This window comes from Clostridiales bacterium, from assembly GCA_017569285.1.
Taxonomy (GTDB): Bacteria; Bacillota; Clostridia; order Christensenellales; family Aristaeellaceae; genus Aristaeella.
On sequence record CP069419.1, the window covers coordinates 2,452,264 to 2,469,616 of the forward strand.

The 17,353-nt window shown below is 49.5% G+C and carries 14 protein-coding genes; 10 read left to right on the forward strand and 4 right to left on the reverse strand.

Annotated features, from left to right (window positions below; genetic code table 11):
• Position 1 precedes the first annotated feature (1 nt).
• The 6 genes from JNO48_10665 (at position 2) to JNO48_10690 (ending at position 8,573) form a co-directional block, all read left to right on the forward strand.
• Positions 2 to 547 (forward strand): hypothetical protein, encoded by a 546-nt coding sequence (locus JNO48_10665; GenBank protein ID QTE67654.1) that lies wholly within the window; start codon positions 2 to 4, stop codon positions 545 to 547.
• Between the two features lie 16 nt (positions 548 to 563).
• A complete protein-coding gene (locus tag JNO48_10670) occupies positions 564 to 1,760 on the forward strand; it encodes a hypothetical protein (GenBank protein ID QTE67655.1) in 1,197 nt (398 codons plus the stop codon).
• Between the two features lie 271 nt (positions 1,761 to 2,031).
• Positions 2,032 to 3,468: a phospholipase D family protein gene (locus tag JNO48_10675; protein ID QTE67656.1), complete on the forward strand. Its 1,437-nt coding sequence runs from the start codon at positions 2,032 to 2,034 to the stop codon at positions 3,466 to 3,468.
• On the forward strand, positions 3,465 to 6,437 hold the full coding sequence (locus tag JNO48_10680; protein QTE67657.1) for a DEAD/DEAH box helicase family protein: 2,973 nt from the start codon (positions 3,465 to 3,467) through the stop codon (positions 6,435 to 6,437). Before JNO48_10675 ends, JNO48_10680 begins: the two co-directional genes overlap by 4 nt.
• A gap of 49 nt (positions 6,438 to 6,486) precedes the next feature.
• Complete coding sequence (locus JNO48_10685) at positions 6,487 to 7,653, forward strand: HNH endonuclease (protein QTE67658.1); 1,167 nt, start codon at positions 6,487 to 6,489, stop codon at positions 7,651 to 7,653.
• A 53-nt stretch (positions 7,654 to 7,706) separates the two neighbouring features.
• Positions 7,707 to 8,573 carry an HNH endonuclease gene (locus tag JNO48_10690; GenBank protein QTE67659.1) on the forward strand — a complete coding sequence of 289 codons (867 nt, stop codon included), beginning with the start codon at positions 7,707 to 7,709 and terminating at the stop codon, positions 8,571 to 8,573.
• Positions 8,574 to 8,681: 108 nt separating this feature from the next.
• On the opposite strand, the gene JNO48_10695 is transcribed toward JNO48_10690, so the two are convergent.
• The gene (locus JNO48_10695) at positions 8,682 to 9,065 is read right to left on the reverse strand and encodes a hypothetical protein (GenBank protein QTE67660.1); all 384 of its coding nucleotides are present in this window, start codon (positions 9,063 to 9,065) and stop codon (positions 8,682 to 8,684) included.
• Between the two features lie 166 nt (positions 9,066 to 9,231).
• Between JNO48_10695 and JNO48_10700 the strand changes: the two genes are divergently transcribed.
• Entirely contained in the window at positions 9,232 to 9,450 is a 219-nt protein-coding gene (locus tag JNO48_10700) for a helix-turn-helix domain-containing protein (GenBank protein QTE67661.1), read from the forward strand.
• Between the two features lie 23 nt (positions 9,451 to 9,473).
• On the opposite strand, the gene JNO48_10705 is transcribed toward JNO48_10700, so the two are convergent.
• On the reverse strand, positions 9,474 to 10,547 hold the full coding sequence (locus JNO48_10705; protein QTE67662.1) for a zinc dependent phospholipase C family protein: 1,074 nt from the start codon (positions 10,545 to 10,547) through the stop codon (positions 9,474 to 9,476).
• A 124-nt stretch (positions 10,548 to 10,671) separates the two neighbouring features.
• Between JNO48_10705 and JNO48_10710 the strand changes: the two genes are divergently transcribed.
• The 3 genes from JNO48_10710 to JNO48_10720 all read left to right on the forward strand — a co-directional run bounded on the left by JNO48_10710 (position 10,672) and on the right by JNO48_10720 (position 12,769).
• Entirely contained in the window at positions 10,672 to 11,541 is an 870-nt protein-coding gene (locus JNO48_10710; GenBank protein ID QTE67663.1) for a zinc ribbon domain-containing protein, read from the forward strand.
• 180 nt (positions 11,542 to 11,721) lie between these two features.
• Positions 11,722 to 12,108, forward strand: a complete 387-nt coding sequence (locus tag JNO48_10715) for a hypothetical protein (GenBank protein QTE67664.1) — start codon at positions 11,722 to 11,724, stop codon at positions 12,106 to 12,108.
• A gap of 181 nt (positions 12,109 to 12,289) precedes the next feature.
• On the forward strand, positions 12,290 to 12,769 hold the full coding sequence (locus tag JNO48_10720; protein QTE67665.1) for a hypothetical protein: 480 nt from the start codon (positions 12,290 to 12,292) through the stop codon (positions 12,767 to 12,769).
• Between the two features lie 57 nt (positions 12,770 to 12,826).
• Here the strand turns inward: JNO48_10720 and JNO48_10725 are convergent, their stop codons facing one another.
• Entirely contained in the window at positions 12,827 to 16,804 is a 3,978-nt protein-coding gene (locus JNO48_10725) for a hypothetical protein (GenBank protein QTE67666.1), read from the reverse strand.
• Entirely contained in the window at positions 16,797 to 17,327 is a 531-nt protein-coding gene (locus tag JNO48_10730) for a sigma-70 family RNA polymerase sigma factor (GenBank protein ID QTE67667.1), read from the reverse strand. Before JNO48_10730 ends, JNO48_10725 begins: the two co-directional genes overlap by 8 nt.
• Positions 17,328 to 17,353 lie beyond the last annotated feature (26 nt).

Below are 17,353 nucleotides of genomic sequence, written 5' to 3' on the forward strand. Positions count from 1 at the left end.
TATGCTGAATGCTGAAAAACTTTTGGAAGATCAAGTGGCTAGAAGCCTGGGCTTAGATAAATATGCAGGCATAATTGAGAAGATGTGGACAGTTAATGTATCTTCAGATGTGAGCTTCCAAAGAGCATTTAATGCATTTTATCGCATTCGCAGGAATGAGAAATGGCGGAGGAAGTATTATTGTTTATTTGAAGAAGCGAAAGAAGAGGGATATACATTTGCGGATATAATCAGGACACTCTATGCGGAAACGGGAAATGTAGAGGCATCCTTTTCATCAAAAATGATCGCATCTATAGATCCAAACAAACCAATTTGGGATCAATATGTACTGCAGAATCTGGGATTTGAACTAAAGGGAAAAACAGTCGAAGAAAGACTGGAAAATGCGGTTATAATCTATAGGCAGATTGAACAATGGTATTCAGATTATCTACTGACAGAAGAAGCAAGTCATAACATAGCGACGTTCGATAAGTGCCTTCCTTCCTATACCTGGTTAACAGAAGTGAAAAAAATAGATTATTTACTTTGGAGTAAGCGGTAAAGAAAGGCGTTTAATAGTGAATAGCCAAATGCGAATCGGGTTTATTGATTATTCGCGGGAAGAACGGAATCGAATCCTGTCTACCCTGAGGATGCTTGAGGAGAGGACTGCCCTGGATGAACTGGGTATCGGTATCATCCGGGATGGATATGCAGATAAGCTTTTTCCGGGTATATCTACATTGCAAACCCGGGCAAAGTATTTTGTACTGATCCCTTATATTTTCCAAACTGCAAAAGAGCGGGCTGAAAATGGAAGACTGCAGAATGCCAAGGCTATGCTGCAGTGGATCAATGCCCGGGAAGATTTACTGGTAGAGACACTAAAGCGAAACAGCCCCGGCCAGGACGGAATTATTGGGATTAATGCTTTACAACAGAAGCGATCAGTGAAGATTAAGCCAAGCACAATCTACTGGAATGGTTTGCGTACGCTGGGAATCCTGCGCAGGAACGACATCTCCATCTATGATGCCTGTAAATTGATTTGTGCATCTGCTGCCCAGAGGAAAGAAACAGAAATCCATTCGGATGATGAGAACTATGATGATGTTTCTGCTGGCAGGCAAGTCAATATGGTTTTCCTGCCAATTCAAGAAGATTATGATTACTTCAAAAATAGCGGAATTGATTTGACAGTGAATGAAGCTGAATTCCTGCGGGACTGTATTTTGCGTACACCGGTGACAGCCAGGAGTTTATTGGGATTCTTTATCCGGGAAGGAAAGCTGTGCGACAGTTTTGATTCTGTTCCGGTTGACCTACTGCCGGAAGGAATACGTAAGGATTATCTGCTTGCTAAGGCTTTTTCTGGATTTATATACGGTGCACATCTCCGATATAATATAATCTACTCAAACGGAACAGATATACGCATGGCGGGGGAATTCGAAGAATGGAAGGATGAATTCCTCGCTTCTTCGTTTGACCTTGAAGCGGTATTAGGGAACGTTCCTTGCCCGGCAAGCCTCAAAGGATTCTGCAGGGAATTCCTTGATACTGTATTGCGGAACGATCTGCAAGCGATGGATGATCTGATTATTGCCCGGGAGAAGAGCATCAAAACAACACGGTCCAAACTGTGTAAGCCGGAAGAGTATCAGTATGATCCCCGCTATCCGGTCCATCATTACAAGCTGGACTATCGGTTCAACCGCGGAAGAATCATTTTGCAGGACATCCTGAACGGACTGGGGGGCGAGGAGCATGTTTGATCTTGCGAATAATCGCCACAGCTACAGTGAGCTGCTCCGGCCGGATGCTGGCTACACGCTGGACTTTGCCATGGGAACTACTTACTCGCTGGACCTGGAAGCACTGCTGGGTGTTCCGGTTTCACTTGGGTTGCTGGACCAGGATGATTCTGGGTGTATGCGCAGCCCGCTGTATATACTGGAGGCAGTGAGGAGAAGCGCCGAACGGATCGCCCTGTTCTGCAATGCCGGATGTATCCAGCTTCCGAGAAGGATCGAGCCTGTATATTCGTTGCTGGAAAACAGTGTATTCCAGGTAAAATTGATTAATCGCGGCAATTTCCATCCCAAAGTATGGGTGTTGAAATACAGCCAGGAAGGCAGTGCCCCCTATATCAAAGTGCTTGTGATGAGCCGCAACCTGACTTTTGACAGCAGTATTGATATCGCTGTGGCGATGCAGGGAACTATTGGAAAAGAAGTGAATGAGAAGCATAAACCCCTGTCTGATTTCCTGTGTTTCCTGGCTGACTACGCCGGCAAGAAAAAACAGGAGATCTTATCATTGACGGAGGATGTGCTGAAAGTAACATCTTTTGAAGTATGCCATCCTTTTGAAGATGGCGGATATGATTTCTTTCCCATTGGGATTCCCGGGCACAGCGGAAAAGATGTGCCTCTCCTTGGCTCCAAGTACAACTTATTCTGTGTTTCTCCTTTCCTGAGTGATGAGACAATCCGGACAATGACACAGTTTAAGGGGAAACGCTGCCTGGTCACACGAAAGGCATCTGTTACTCCGGCTATCTGGGAGGCATTCCAGCCTGATGTGTATGTCACAAAGGATGTGCTCAATGATAACGAATACGGAGTAAAGCAGGATATTCATGCGAAGATCTATTATGTGACAACCCGGCAGGCGAATTACCTCTACCTGGGTTCTGCTAACGCTTCCGTAAATGCGTTCAACAGGAATGTGGAATTCCTCCTCCGCCTGCGTTATAAGCTGAATTACATGGGGTATAAGACCTTCTTCTCTGATTTTATTCCCGCGGAGAACTGTCCGTTTGAACCGCTGAAGGGATTGCCCAAGGATATAGAGGCTGAAGATCCGGAACAAAAAGAGGTTGAAGATGCGCTGCGGGAAGCGGTCTATGCTGTAAAGCGCGCCGCTGTTACGCGGGAAGAAAACACCTTTGGTATTCGGGTAGAAGCAAGGCCGATGAAAACAAAACAGCAGGTGACAATTGCGCCGTTGCAAACTCCTGGTATGAAGAAACCTATGACTGGGGAGATCGAGTTTACGGGGCTCCTGTTGAAACATTTAAGCGAGTTCTATGTTTTATCCGCCGGAGAAAAGAACCTGGTTGTGAAAATCCGGACAAGCGGGATCCCGAAAGAACGGGATCAGGCAATCTACAGGAGTATTATCGACACGAACCGCAAGTTTATGAATTACCTGTCATTCGCGTTAACTGATGAGCTTCCGGAAGAAACGGGAGAAACGGAAAACCCGGGGATGGGCTTGTTGAGGACTGGAGAAATAACAGCAAAGGCAAAGAGCGGATTTGCGGTGTATGAACAGATGCTTCGGGTACTGCACCGGAATCCTGCAAAACTCAAAGGAATTGCGGATATGATCCGCCGGCTGGATCCGGATGTCATAGGGGAAGAATTCCTGAAAATGTTCCAAATGTTTGAAGAGACAGCAAAGAAGGTGCGCAGATGATTGTTGATTTCCAACAGAAAACAGCGGACCGGATTTTTGAGGTCTTTCATAATGGTCAGCGCCGTGTGCTGCTTGCGGATGAGGTCGGGCTTGGCAAGACAATTGTCGCTAAAGAAGTGATCAAGCGGGTCAGTAAATGGCATAAAGAAGAGCTACATGACGATCACTTTAAAGTGGTTTATATCTGTTCAAACCTCAGCATTGCCGGCCAAAATGCCAGGAAGCTGGGAATCCAGGACCAGGTGGATATTTCTGAAAGCCGCCTGTCCATGCAGCACTTGAAGATTTATGAGAATGCCGCGAAAGGCCACGCCTATGAACAATTGATCCCCCTCACGCCGGCCACATCTTTTTCGATGACTGTCGGCGGGGGCAGCCAGGCCGAAAGGGCATTGATCTATGCCCTTATTCGCAGGCAGGAAGCATTTGCTGGTTACAAGAAAAAACTCAAGCGCTTTATGGCCTATGATGCAAGTGCGCATTGGGATGAGGTAGTTGATAAATATGAATCACGAGTTCGGGCATGCGGAAAGAACGGAAGCAATTACCTGCGGGAAATGAAAGATGCCCTGGCAGGGAAACTGGCAAACAAGCAGGAACTGGTTGACGCGATTAAGGATAACTGCGATTCAAAAGATCCGGAGCGCAGGAAGAAAAGCATGAGGTTGATTAACCAACTGCGCAGGATTTTTGCGGAAATCAGTTTACAAAAACTGGATCCGGATTTGGTGATCATGGATGAATTCCAACGCTTCCGGGACCTGATTAAAACGGACGAAAATACAGAAGAAGGCATGCTTAGCCGCCAGTTCCTGCATAACACGAAAACCAAAGTGTTATTACTGTCCGCTACGCCGTATAAGCCTTATTCTACGTTGGAAGAAATTGCTGAGGACAGGGAACAGTCAGACCACTACCATGAGTTTATCCAGGTAATGGATTTCCTTTTCCATGGGGAGAAGGAACGGAAAACGTTCCACACTGTTTGGCAGGATTACTCTTCATCCCTGTGCCAGGTGAACAGTGATAACCTGGCGTTGCTGATCGCTGCCAAAGGCAAGGCGGAGGATATCCTTTACCTCGGAATCTGCAGGACTGAACGTTTTAATACAGGCATTATTGATGACAAAGGCGTAAAGGAAGTCGAACTGACACCGGGGGACCTGTTCTCATATGATGCCATGCAATCCCTGCTGGACGCTATTGCGGAAGAAGATCCTAAAGCACTGCGGTGGCGGAATGTCCCGGTTGATTACATTAAGTCATCACCGTACCTGCTTTCCTTTATGGAATATTACCAGCTAAAGGAACAGATTTCCGCGTTCTGTTTGAACCATCCGGAATTTCTGGTTAGTAAAGCAGCCCCATTGAAATATCTTCTCCTGAAAAAAAGCCAAATCCATGACTATAAAAGGATTCCTTCCAACAACGCCAGGCTGGAAATGCTGAGGAAAGTCCTATTCCCTGTGGAAGAGAATGGCCCAGAGTTGCTGCTCTGGATTCCCGCATCCCATCCTTATTACCGCACGAACAGCGTTTTCGAAAAGAACAGTGATTTCTCGAAGGTGCTGGTTTTCTCATCCTGGGAAATGGTCCCTAGGATGGTCTCGGTCATGGTATCTTACGATGCCGAACAGCGTACAATCGGGAAACTGTACAACAAGGCATCAGAACACCGGGGCAGGGGATATTTTGCTACGGAAGAAGAAAAGCGCTTCGGCGCCAGCCGTTTGAAAAATGATTCAGAAAAAATCATCTGCCAGGTTTCAGGTCTGCTGGCGGATCTTTACCATCCGGACGAAAAACTGGGATGGAGTTTGCGGGAACTGCGGAAAGACATCCAGGCAAAACTGGTTCCAATACTGGATGAAATGAAGCAGCACTACGGAATCAAAGAACAGGCAAATGCCGGCGTGTCGGATTTATTGGAATGCATTCGGGCGCTGGACGGCGATCCATCCGCGCACCCGGCAAGCATACCGGCCAACGCGGTAAAGACATTGGCGGACATGGCAATCGGTTCCCCGGCGATATGCGCGTACCGTATGTTGTTGAGGGGAATGCAGGATAAACCAAAGGCGGCAGGATTGGCATCCGGGATAGCAAAAGAAGTATTTGTCAGTATGTTTAACAAACCGGAAGCATCCGGCATACTGGACCTCCTTTACAGCAAGTGCAGTGAGCGGGGGTATTACCGTTATGTCTTCCAATACTGCGCTGAAGGAAACCTGCAAGCGGTTCTGGATGAATACGCGCATGTCCTGGACGCTGAAGGGGAAAAACTGAAAGAAGCGATTGTTACTAGCACCGTTGATACGGTTACCCTTTCCATTGATATGCAGGAGAATTTCCCGATAAAGAAGAAAAAAGAAAAGAACAAGATGAGATGCCATTTCGGTGTGGCGTATTATAACGCAAAAGCAGATGACAAAGCAGTAGTCAGGGTAGACCGTATCCGTAAATCGTTTAATTCCCCGTTCCGGCCTTTTGTGCTTTCCACAACTTCCATCGGGCAGGAAGGACTTGACTTCCATTGCTATTGCAGGAAGGTGATGCATTGGAACTTGCCATCCAATCCGATTGATCTGGAACAAAGGGAAGGGCGCATCAACCGCTTTAAGTGCCTGGCTGTGCGGCAAAATATCGCAAGAAAGTACTGCGATGAGTTTGCTTGGAATGATATGTTTGAACATGCGACGAAAGACCTGAAAGGCGATAATCCGGACCTTGTGCCGTATTGGTGCCTGCCGGACCCGAAATTGAATGCGGTAAAGATCGAACGAATTGTTCCCATGTATCCGTTCAGCCAAGATCCAATTCGTTACGACCGGATAATCAAGATCCTGTCACTATATCGGCTAACCCTTGGACAGCCCAGGCAGGAGGAACTGATCTCAATATTGGATAAGACGATTACAGAAGACCAAAGCCATGAATTGTTTATGAATTTGAGCCCGTATTATCATTAGGGTGAGAATAGAGATAAAGAGTAATAATTCCGGTGGAAAGGGAATCACTATGCCAGAGTACTACAGCCCTGCAGGACTAGAGATTGATGCGACTTACTACAATAAGCTGGATATCCGGAGCTTCATGCTGATGCTCAAGGATCCGTCCTATTGCTATAAGTTCTATTGGTTGGAAGCAATCGTCAATCTGATTTCCTCCGGTGTTACAGAAACCACTTTCAATGATATCATTGATGAGATGATCTGCAATGCCTGGTATTCTGTGCGGGAATTCCATATCCACCTGAGCGGACTTGGTCAGAACGGTGAAGTCCGGGACGGGCTGGAGCGGGCAGTCCTGGTACTATCTTCCCTGAGCAATCTGAATGCCAATGCTTCAAAAGTGGAAATCAAAAATGCGATCCGGGAATACGATGATGCGCTGAAACATGCAAAAGAGCAATTGACCAATATGGTGCCATACCGGGCTATGGCCGGTTTCTTTGCGAATGCCGGTATTATTGTTCCATGGGATTCTGTGATTCGGATGAAGGAGACAATCTCTTCATTCAATGAACAAGTGACAGCATTGCCTTATACGCTGGGCGATGGCAGCAAACTAAGCAAGGAAGTCAAATTCCATCCGGATTGGGTCAAGATGATCCAGGACTATACAGTCTCTATCCTTGGATGGATTCAGAATGAAAAGGTAAAATGGCTGCAGAACAATAACCCGGAGGTTCCGGGACTGGTATATAAACTGCTTCCCATGGACGAAAAGATGCGGAAACTGGGTAAAGTCCGTAACTTGTGGGAAGGAATCATGTCTGTTCAAAGCATATCGGATGTATTTACCGGAGAAGTGATCCAACCAGGTAAATATGATATCGATCACTTCATCCCCTGGTCCTTCGTTATGAATGATGAACTGTGGAATTTGATGCCCATGGATTCCTCACTGAATTCATCCAAGAGCAACCGGCTTCCGCAGTGGGATCCATTTTTCCAGAGGTTTTCAGATAACCAATATACGCTTTACCAGCTGATCCATGAAATGTCGGGAATCCATAAACTGTATGAACAATGCTGGCGGGACAACCTGCATTCCATCTGGGCTGGACAGGAACTATATATCCCGGGCAATTCTAAAGAGACATTCCGGGGAATTCTGGACAGGAATATGCGGCCGGTATATGACTCCGCCATGAGGCAAGGGTATGAGGTATGGAAGATTTAAGCCTGTTTGAATAGAGTGCAAATAAACAATAGGGTTGGGAGATATATAGAACTATGGGTTTCTTGACCTCGTTTCAGGGATTGGGTTTATTGATCATTGTAGCCTCTGTAATTGTCGGTTTTGCTATGCTGATTGTGTATATAGCGAAAGAATTTATGAAATGGAGGGAACAGCAACAGCTGTCGCTGATTGAAAAATATAGCACTCGCCTAAATGCTATAAAACAGGCCGCTGAGAGTAATCATATTTTTTGCGATATTCCTAAAGTGATCAGCATAGAATACCCCTTCAATTCAAAAAGAGGATTGGACAATGCAAAAAAAGATGAAATTTTGATTTATCTTGCTGTGAATGACTTAAAACTGAGGGAATTATCTTGGAAAATACTGGCAAATCGCGCTCATAGTAAAGTGTTTAATGAAAAAGTTGATTCATGCAAGAAACTCCAAACGCCATCTTCTGTAATTGCAGAAACGAAAATCACAGAAAGCAAGTTTTATCAACTTGAAGATAAACTATGCCAAGATTTCCTGGATTTGATAAGATATGATTCAAGAATCGAGATTTTAATGGTTTATGTAACACCAAAGCGGGGAGACAGATATGAACGACTGATTGTTACTGATTATCAGGGAGTGATGAATGCCCGCACAGAAGATGGTGTGCGCAAGGCCAAAAGGGTTACGGCAGCAATGGAAAGGGCCAAGTTATCTGATAAACTGCGTTATGAAGTTCTTCAGCGTGATCATCATCATTGTGTAATCTGCGGCAGGGGAGCAGAAGACGGAGTAAAGCTGCATGTTGATCATATTATGCCTGTTTCCAAAGGCGGAAAAACAGAACTAAGCAATCTTCGAACACTTTGTGAAAGCTGTAATCTTGGAAAACGAGATGCTTTTGATCCTAATGGAATTAACTAAGGTTCTCATTTGGAACCTATAGTAAGTTCATGTTGCTATGGATAAACAAGAATGATCATTCTTCCTGTATCTTGTCACGTCACTTTTTAGTTCTCCCAAAGTAATTGATCATCCCATAGGAACAATCATTTCAAGCCCTACTATCTCGGAGGGCTTGATTGTCATTAGAGAATTCAGACATGTTATGCAGGCATGCCCAAGCTGTTCATGAATGTTCGAAACACGGAATATGTATTTCTCTTCTCCGGGTGAACACCACTCCGGCCTTAATTTCACAATACTGCCATGAACAATAACTTTTTGCGGTTTCCCGTTAATAAATGGTAGAATTCCAAGCACTGTGTTTTTTTCGGCATCCATCACACAGATATTCCGATACAATCCGGAATTGTCATCCAGGAAGAGGTTTAGGTGTTTTTCGGCATCTTCAGCATTATGATAATAATAGTCCTGTACTTCGCCTGATACAGCAGTAAACCGGGTAATAAACATTGCAATGCCTCCTCTGTACGCAAACCAATAAATCACTTATAAATGAATTATATCATTCAAAAGTGAATCACGTCAACAAAACATTTACTTTATAATGGATTTTATTACTTTAAATTGACATTTAACACTTACAAATGTAGTATTTCATATTAAGGAGGTGCCATAAATGCCTTTGACCACAAGTGAAAAAATAAAAATAATATTGAAACGCAGGGGAATGACATTAAAAGAATTATCTGCCAGGCTGGATCAGAAGAGTTCAAATCTTTCAAATAAATTATCAAGAAACAACTTTCCGGAGAAAGAAATAAAAGAAATAGCCGATGCCCTTGGCTGTGAATATGAAGCCTATTTTGTTATGCGGGATACCGGTGAAAAACTGTAAATAATCCAGAACCGGGGCTGTAATCAGCTCCGGTTCTTCTGCATTTCTGCCTGCATCCCATCACACCACAAATCCCATTTTTCGTGGTATTCCTCTTCCGACAGGATCCGGTTCACCAGATCCTGCGGTTTGGTGATATTCCTTTCTCTGCAAGCCTTTACACATTCCCGGTATAAATCCCATCCCAGGTCATCCCGGTCCCAGGTGAGCGGGACAGAGCTTTTGCCTGCCAGCAGTGCGGCCACAGCCCGGGTGTGCCCGTCCGTCATGACGGGAACACCGTCCAGCATCTTGACCGGGATTGGGTCGAAGTTTTTCATATCATCGGGATTGAACCAGGCCTGGATATCCTTCAGTTTCTTCTCGGAAATCCAGAACTGGGAGGGCTGAAGATCCTCCAGGGAGAAGGGGACTTCCTCATTCCATACCGCCAGAGCGGCCTGAATGGTGATATTGACCTTCTCCACTGTCTCTGCCACAAACCCATCCGCCTGTTCCGGCGCCAGGTAGGGATACTCCCGGTACAGTTCCCCATGCTCTCCGCGGTAGAAGCCGCAGATGTATTCCCTGCGGTTTTCAAAGGCATCTTCGCTGAAGGTGCCCATCAGGTCGTTTTTGAATCCTTCTGCATGCTCATAGATCCTGAACGCCCGGAAGTTCGGGTGCTCCAGCAGGTAGCGGAAGTCCAGGTCATACCAGTCCCGCTTCATCTCCCAGATGAAAGCGGTTCTGTCTTTCTGGGCTTTTTCCGGATGGAGGGCCAGTGAAGGATACGCGATTTTCGCGGCCCATTCGATATCGGACAGGAGATGGGTGTAATACCCCAGGAAGAAGGAGAACTCCCGGAGGGAATACGAACGGATCAATTCCGGGGTGAAGTATTCCCGGAGGAAACGATCGATATTGATGGTGGTTTTGTCTTCCAGGTTGTCCTGGTAATGGGAAACGGATTTTGAAGGAGTAAAGACCGACCAGTCGGCGTTGGGAACGCCGCTGTCCGGTGCGATGTTGCCGAATACAAAAGCGGTTTCATCGAGGCCGGGGATCCGGTCCAGAAGCAGGTCCGCGATCCGCAGGTGAATCATCCAGGAAGCCATGGGGTACCTCCGGTTTGTGAGTGTTTATATGTGATTATAACAGAATCTGTTCGATATTTATTAGTTTAGTATACATTTGAACAAAAAACTGTTAAGATACAAAAATAAGGAGGAGAAATAGAAAATGAGTGATTTTGCCATTTTGATATTTAGCATAATTATATTAGCAATGTTTTTTGGTGGGTTCTATTTATTTTTTCGAATTGTTCGGAACGCCATTAGAAGTAATAAAAAGAGAAAAGAAGATTTTGAAATCCGAAAAATCGAAGCAGAAACAAAAGCTGCGGAAGTAGCAAAGAGCCAATTAAGGGAAAAAGAATTAATCGCTGAAGTTGAAGCAAGCCAGGCTAAAGCAGAAGCAGCAGAACGTGCAATGCGGGCTGCAGCACAAGAACGAGAAGATACTGAAGCCACTCTGAAAATGTCAACTGTTACAGTTGACGGACGCACCATGTCTCTTAAGGATGCGATTGCTCAGCAAACTGTAAATATGTTTTCTCAAAAAGTCAACAATACTATAAGTTCAAATATTGCTAATGATTCTGTATCACGGATAAAGTGTTCGCAATGTGGAGCATCAATTGAAAGTGGATCTAAGTTTTGCAGGTTTTGTGGGACACAAGTTCCGGATAATACTTTTAGAGCAGAAGTTAAGTTTGAGGATGTTGCACAACTTCGTCAAGCAGAATTGGAACACGCGCGTAAGAGTAAATTGCTATATCGCCTTACTGAAGTACAGAAGGCACTTACACAGGAACATGAAGTACGTATGGAGCAATTGAAGACAAAAGTCGAGGAGAAGAAGATAAAGGCAGAGGAGAAAGCGGAACAAAGGGCGGCTGAAGAAAGAGAACGCAAAAGGCAGCAACAAATAGAAATAGAAAAAGCACGATTAGCATCTAAGAAAGCAACACAATCATTTCTTAAATTTTTGCTGATTTCCCTTGCTATTATTTTAGTTTTACTGTTTGTTCTATCCAGAATTAGTAATTAATTCGTCTGATAGCGAATAGGAAAGGCTGACCAGTTGGTATGGATTGGCTTTATCCGATTGCCCCAAAGCTAGATCATACTGCATTGCTTTTCTATATATAATGAATTCTGTGTTATTCAAATAATAAAGCTGATGGAAAAACAATAGAGATGGTTAATTACATGATGCGGAGGAACGGCCTTGTATTACTTTGAGAAGGACTACATCATGCGGCTGATTCACGGGATCGCGCAGATCCTGGCGAAACTGCTGTTCAACCGGCAGGAGGAAGTGGAAATTCCGGCAGTAATGGAAGAAAACTGCCGGAAGGACGACGACCTGCTGAAGCGCATGGTGGACGAAGGCCGGGTGAACGAGGCGGAGGAAAAGCTGTTTGACCTGATTGCCAACGCCTCCTGGGACGAAAAGCAGAAGGCGGCGCTGGTGCTTTCCTTTTACGACTACCTGAACGGGAAGGACGATGAGTTCCTGGCCGCGGCGGACTTCTCCCGGGAGGAGATCATCCGCGGGCTGGAGGACGGGATGAAAGCCGTCGGGATGGAGATTCCGGAATACTTAAGAATTTAGGAGAACGCAGGGACGGTTCTGCAGTTCAACCCCGGTTGAGCCGGATTCGGCATGAACTGTACAGCAAACAAGCGGACAGCGCGGGTTCGAACGGGCAAAACCGTCCCTGACGTTCTCCGGGAAGATTTTCATGCTTTCATTCGTCTGATAGGCAGAGAGAAAAAACAGGGGGAATGGGGAAATGGCAAAGAAGAATGTGATCCGGCCGGATGCGTCGGCGGTCATCGTGAGGATCCTGTGCTGGCTGGCGATTATCGGGGGCATCGGGATGATCGGATACGGGGTGTATACGGCGCTGGAGGAGCAGGCCGCGTGGATCGACGTGATCTCCAAACCCGGGATCATCGGGGGCATCGGGATGATCGTCGGCGCCTGCGTGGTGTACATGATTACCAACATCGCATGCGACCTCAAGACCCTGCGGGTGAACGAATACGGAATCCAGGGGAAGACCCGGGAGTTCCGGAACGAGCTGCTGGACCGGATGCACGTGGCGGAGCAGGAGAACATGCACCTGATCCGCCAGCAGGACGAGGTGATCCAGCTGCTGAAGGAAGCGGGCGGGAAGCCGGAAGGGAAGGCGGAACGCGGCGGAAGAAGGGGCGTACGGGTGGAAACCTCGAAGGAAGAGGAAACGGATTACGAGCTGGATCTGCATTAAAGACTGAACGAAAATACCCGCTCATTCCAAATGGAATGGGCGGGTATTTTTTTGGCTTTACGGTTCCGGTTCGGGGGAGGGTTCCGCCTCCGGGACAGGAGTCTCAATGATCCTGTATGTGATCAGGCTTTCCGGATCAACGTACCAGCGGTTATCTTCCTGAACCATCCGGAAGGTCACCCGGATCGGGACTTCCGGTTTATGGTCGTTATAGTTCATGGAGATTTCAGCGGTAATCGTGCGTTCGGTATCGCCGGGGGATCCGGAGACGGATTCCACAGTGAAGGAAGAGGGGGTTCTGTTCTGGAGAATCATGAACAGCAACTGTTTGGGATTTTCCTGGGCGGATATCCAGGCGGGAGAGCAGAGTTCCAGCATGTCGGTATAGCGGTTTGTATTCCATGCGTCAATGAATTCTGCGAGCCTGGTTTCGATATCCTCCTGGTCTCCGGTCCATACGGCTTCCAGGGGAACTTCAATGGTCCAGCTGCCTTCGACGTAGTCCAGGGTTTCATCGAAAACGACCTCCAGGTCGTCGATGACATCCGCTTCCGATTCGCAGGGATATACAAACTCAACGAAGTCGGCGGATCCGTCGCCGTCCGTATCCCATTCCAGCTTGGGATTGGGACTGTCAGATTCATGCGGACGCCATACATACAGAAACGAAATGGGTTTTGTCGTATACCGGCCCATGCGGACGGTCTGGTTGTCCAGGTAACGCAGCTGGACATGCAGCTGCCCGTCGACCACCCCGATGCCGCTGAGCTCCAGGTTTTTGTGCAGGCGGACCGAAAGCGGATGGGTATAATCCAGCACTTTCCAGCCCAGTTTCCGGTAATCGTCGGTTGTCCAGACACGGTCTTCGCCGTCCGGGCTGAAGGAATGCCCCGGAAGAAGATCCGGAAGATCCACCAGCGCGGCGCGGTCCCCGTATTGGCTGAGGAAGTCCCCGAGGGGGAGGGTGATGGTACGGTTCATGAGCAGGTCGGCCACCGAAAGGGGAATCTGCTGTGCGCCGTCCAGGAGGATCTCCGGGCTGTCATATTGTGCCTCGGCCGCGAAATAGGCCTTTCGGGATGAAGGGTCATATATGAGGCTGGTACGCAGGTTCCGCCCGTATCTGCCGGAATCTTCGTTGGGCATATCCACATACGGGAGCACTCCACTGCTGAGGCGGTCTCCTTCCAGGTCCTGCAGGGAGAAGATGAAGGTTGCGGCTGTTTCCTTCACGGAGGCGGAAACCACCTCCAGCCGGAAACCTTCCTGCTCGCAGCTGAGGCCGACCGGCACAACATCCGTGAGGCAGTCCGGGATGGATTGCTGCAGCCGGGTAATGAGGTTAAGTTCCGGTTCGGGTTCCGGCGACGGTTCCGGTTCCGGCGTCGGTTCGGGTTCCGGCTCCGGTGTTGTTTCCGGGCCCGGGGCTTCGGTTTTCAGGGCATCCGGATTCCCGGTCCATACGGCTGACAGGGGGACTTCAATGGTCCAGGGGCCTTCAATGCAGTCCAGGATTTCCTGGGAGAATACGGTCAGGCCTTTGGCCGCCTCTTCTTCCGCCTGGCAGGAGAACACATACTCAATGAAGTCTGCCTGTCCATCGCCGTCAGTATCCCACTGCATCGCATTCACAGGGGCCGGGAAAGGCTCGCACGGGGAGCCTACATGGGCAGCCGGTATGTGCCTGTACTGCACCGATCCGTCGGGTTTGTAAACCACGTTGTCCACATAATGCAGCTGGACGTGGAGCAGCCCGTCGATGAGCCCGATGCCGCTGAGTTCCAGGTTTTTGTGCAGGCGGACCGAGAGCGGATGGGTATAATCCAGCACTTTGATTCCCTGATCCCGGTACCAGGATGCTCCGTAATCCCGGAAGGAGCCGTCCGGGTCGGAGAAAGTGATCGGAATGAGCTGCGGAACTTCCACCAGCGAGGCACTGCCTCCGTATTTTTCGAGGAGGCCCCCGATGGAAAGCAGGCTGCTCTTCAGGATATACACCCGGGGCAGCTCGGCCGTAATCTGCTGTGTGCCGTTCAGGAGCGTATCCGGGCTGTCGTATTCGTATTCCGCCGCGAAAGCCCACTTCTGCGAAGCCGCGTCATGCAGAAGGTCGTAATAATGTACTCCCCGGTATGGATCGGTCCAGTTTTCGGGCGTTTCCACAATCGGGTCGGTTTCGGGCGTGATGCAGCCTCCCTCCAGGTCCTCCAGGGTGAAGATGAAGAACGCCGACTGTTCCTTTACGGAGGCGGAAACCAGCTCCAGCCGGAAGCCTTCCTGCTCACAGCTGAGGCCGACCGGCATAAAGGCCTCGGGGCAGTCCGGGCAAAGCGCCCGCAGGATGTCCACGAGAGCCGTTTCCGAAACGGGGATCGGTTCCGGCGTGGGAACGGGTTCCGCTTCTCCGGCGGCGGGCTCCGCAGCGCGGATGGCGGAGAGGGGAATTTCCACGGACCAGCCGCCCGCGATGTACCTGTCGGCGGTGATGATTGTTACCGGAATGCTGCGGCGTATCCCGGCGGGCTTGAAGACATATTCAACCCAGCCATCGGCAAAAAAGTCCGCGCCGGTTTCACACCACCGGAAGGGCTCGGAGGAAAGCCGGTCCCCGTCGACCCTGGTGGCGGATTTCAGGCATGTCCCGCCGCCATTCGGGGAGGGGTATGCGATATCATTGTCCACATAATGGAGCTGGACATGGAGATGGCCGTCCACATCCCCGATTCCGCCCAGCCGGATATGGTCCGTGAGGGGGATATCCAGCGGAAGGGTGTAATCCAGGATACGCGGAAGCTCCCGGAAGTATGTATCGGGGTCCATGTAAGTGTCCACCGCGAGGGAAACGGGAGTATTGACCACCTGCACACGGCTGCTGTACTGCTCGTAATAAGGCAGCAGGTCGATGGTTTCCGTGCCCAGGACCGGGATGGGATCCAGGGACAGCGGAATGGAGCCGGCCGCGGCCAGGTCGATGCCGGAAAAATGGTATTCCTCAGCAACCAGGGAGATTTTGGCCGACTCATCATAGTATGTGCGGATGGACGTATTTGTCCTGTACTGTTCCAGCCGGCCGCAGCGGACATCCGGCGGGACGCTGGCGAGGAACGGGCTGCCGCTGCTCCCTTCCGGCCCCTGCAGGGACCAGACAACCAGGAGGCGGTCTGTGCAGGCCGCGGCGGAAATCACCTCAAAGTGGATGCCTTCCTTCTCGGAAACCAGGTTCAGGGGAACCAGGCTTTCCGCAAGGTCGAAATCCAGGGATTTAGCGAAGAGATAAGGCCAGGTAATGGAACGGACAACGGTTTGCCCATCGGCATCCAGCTGGTCAAACGAATGCAGGGAGCGGAAATCCAGGAGGCGTTCGCCTTCCCGGCCGGTAAAATCAATGCGGAAACGGTACAGGCCGGAGGTGGTAAATGAATCTTTCATCCCGCAGACGGCCGTGACGGTGCGGACCAGGTCGTTTTCCGTGCCGGAGATGCTTTCAATCTTCATGGTTTCGGGCATATAAAAGTTGAGCAGGGTGCGGAACGTTTCCTCAGCCGGAGTATAGTCCGGGTTTTCAGACTGAATGCCGGTACGCGATCTCATACCAAGCAGGTTTTCCTGCTGCCAGGAGGCAAAGAAGCTGGCGGTCTGATAATCTATATCCCCGATGCGATCCAATGGCACGTCTGTAGTGAGGGATAATATGGGTACCAGCCCTTCTCCGGCAGGTTCCGGGGTCCCCGTTCCTTCCCCTGTGGGCTGGGCGAGGGCGGCCGGCACGGCGGTGACTTTGGTTTCCCGCGGGCGGATCCGATCCGGCCAGGGGAACATGCCCAGGTGGGTGCCGGTGATGAGGAGGCAGACGCAGAGGGCCAGGGCGGCGGCCGGAACTGCCAGGCGGCGGAACCGGATCCGGCGCTTTGCTTCGGGCATGGTTTCGGTCAGGTGCCGGTTGACTTCCGCCCGGTCGGAGGGAAGATCGTCCAGGCCGGAGAGGCACTGGTCCAGCGTATCACGGAGCAGCTGCTCCCTTTCTTTTTTATTCATCTTCATCTTCTCCTTCCAGGGTCAGCTTCAGCAGCGCATAGGCCTGGCTGAGCCGCTTGGATACGGCCGCCGGGGTGATGCGGAGGACTTTGGCGATTTCCCGGCTGGTGAGGTTCTGCCGGTATTTGAGCAGGATGACTTCCCGGTTTTTGACCGGCAGGCGCATGATGGCGTCCATCAGGTCCAGGCGGGTTTCATCCGGGGGCGGGGAGGAGAGGGGAAGTGAATCGGCGGGGACGTCCAGGCGCCGGTGTCTGAACCAGGCGGACTGGAGGTGGTCCCGGCAGGTGTTGGCGGCAATGTGGGTGAGCCATGTTTTTTCGGAGGCTTCGCCGCGGAAGGTGTGCCAGCGCGTATAGGCCTTGAGGAAGGTTTCCTGCATCGCTTCCCGGGCCAGGTCCACGTTATGGAGGTAACCGAAACACAGCTTCAGTATATCCTTTTCATACAGAAGCATGAGGCGGTTGACCTGTTCCCTGCGGTTATCTTCCATATCGGTGGCTCCCTGCAATACTCCCTGCAATCCCATCATCCTCCTTCCACATATAT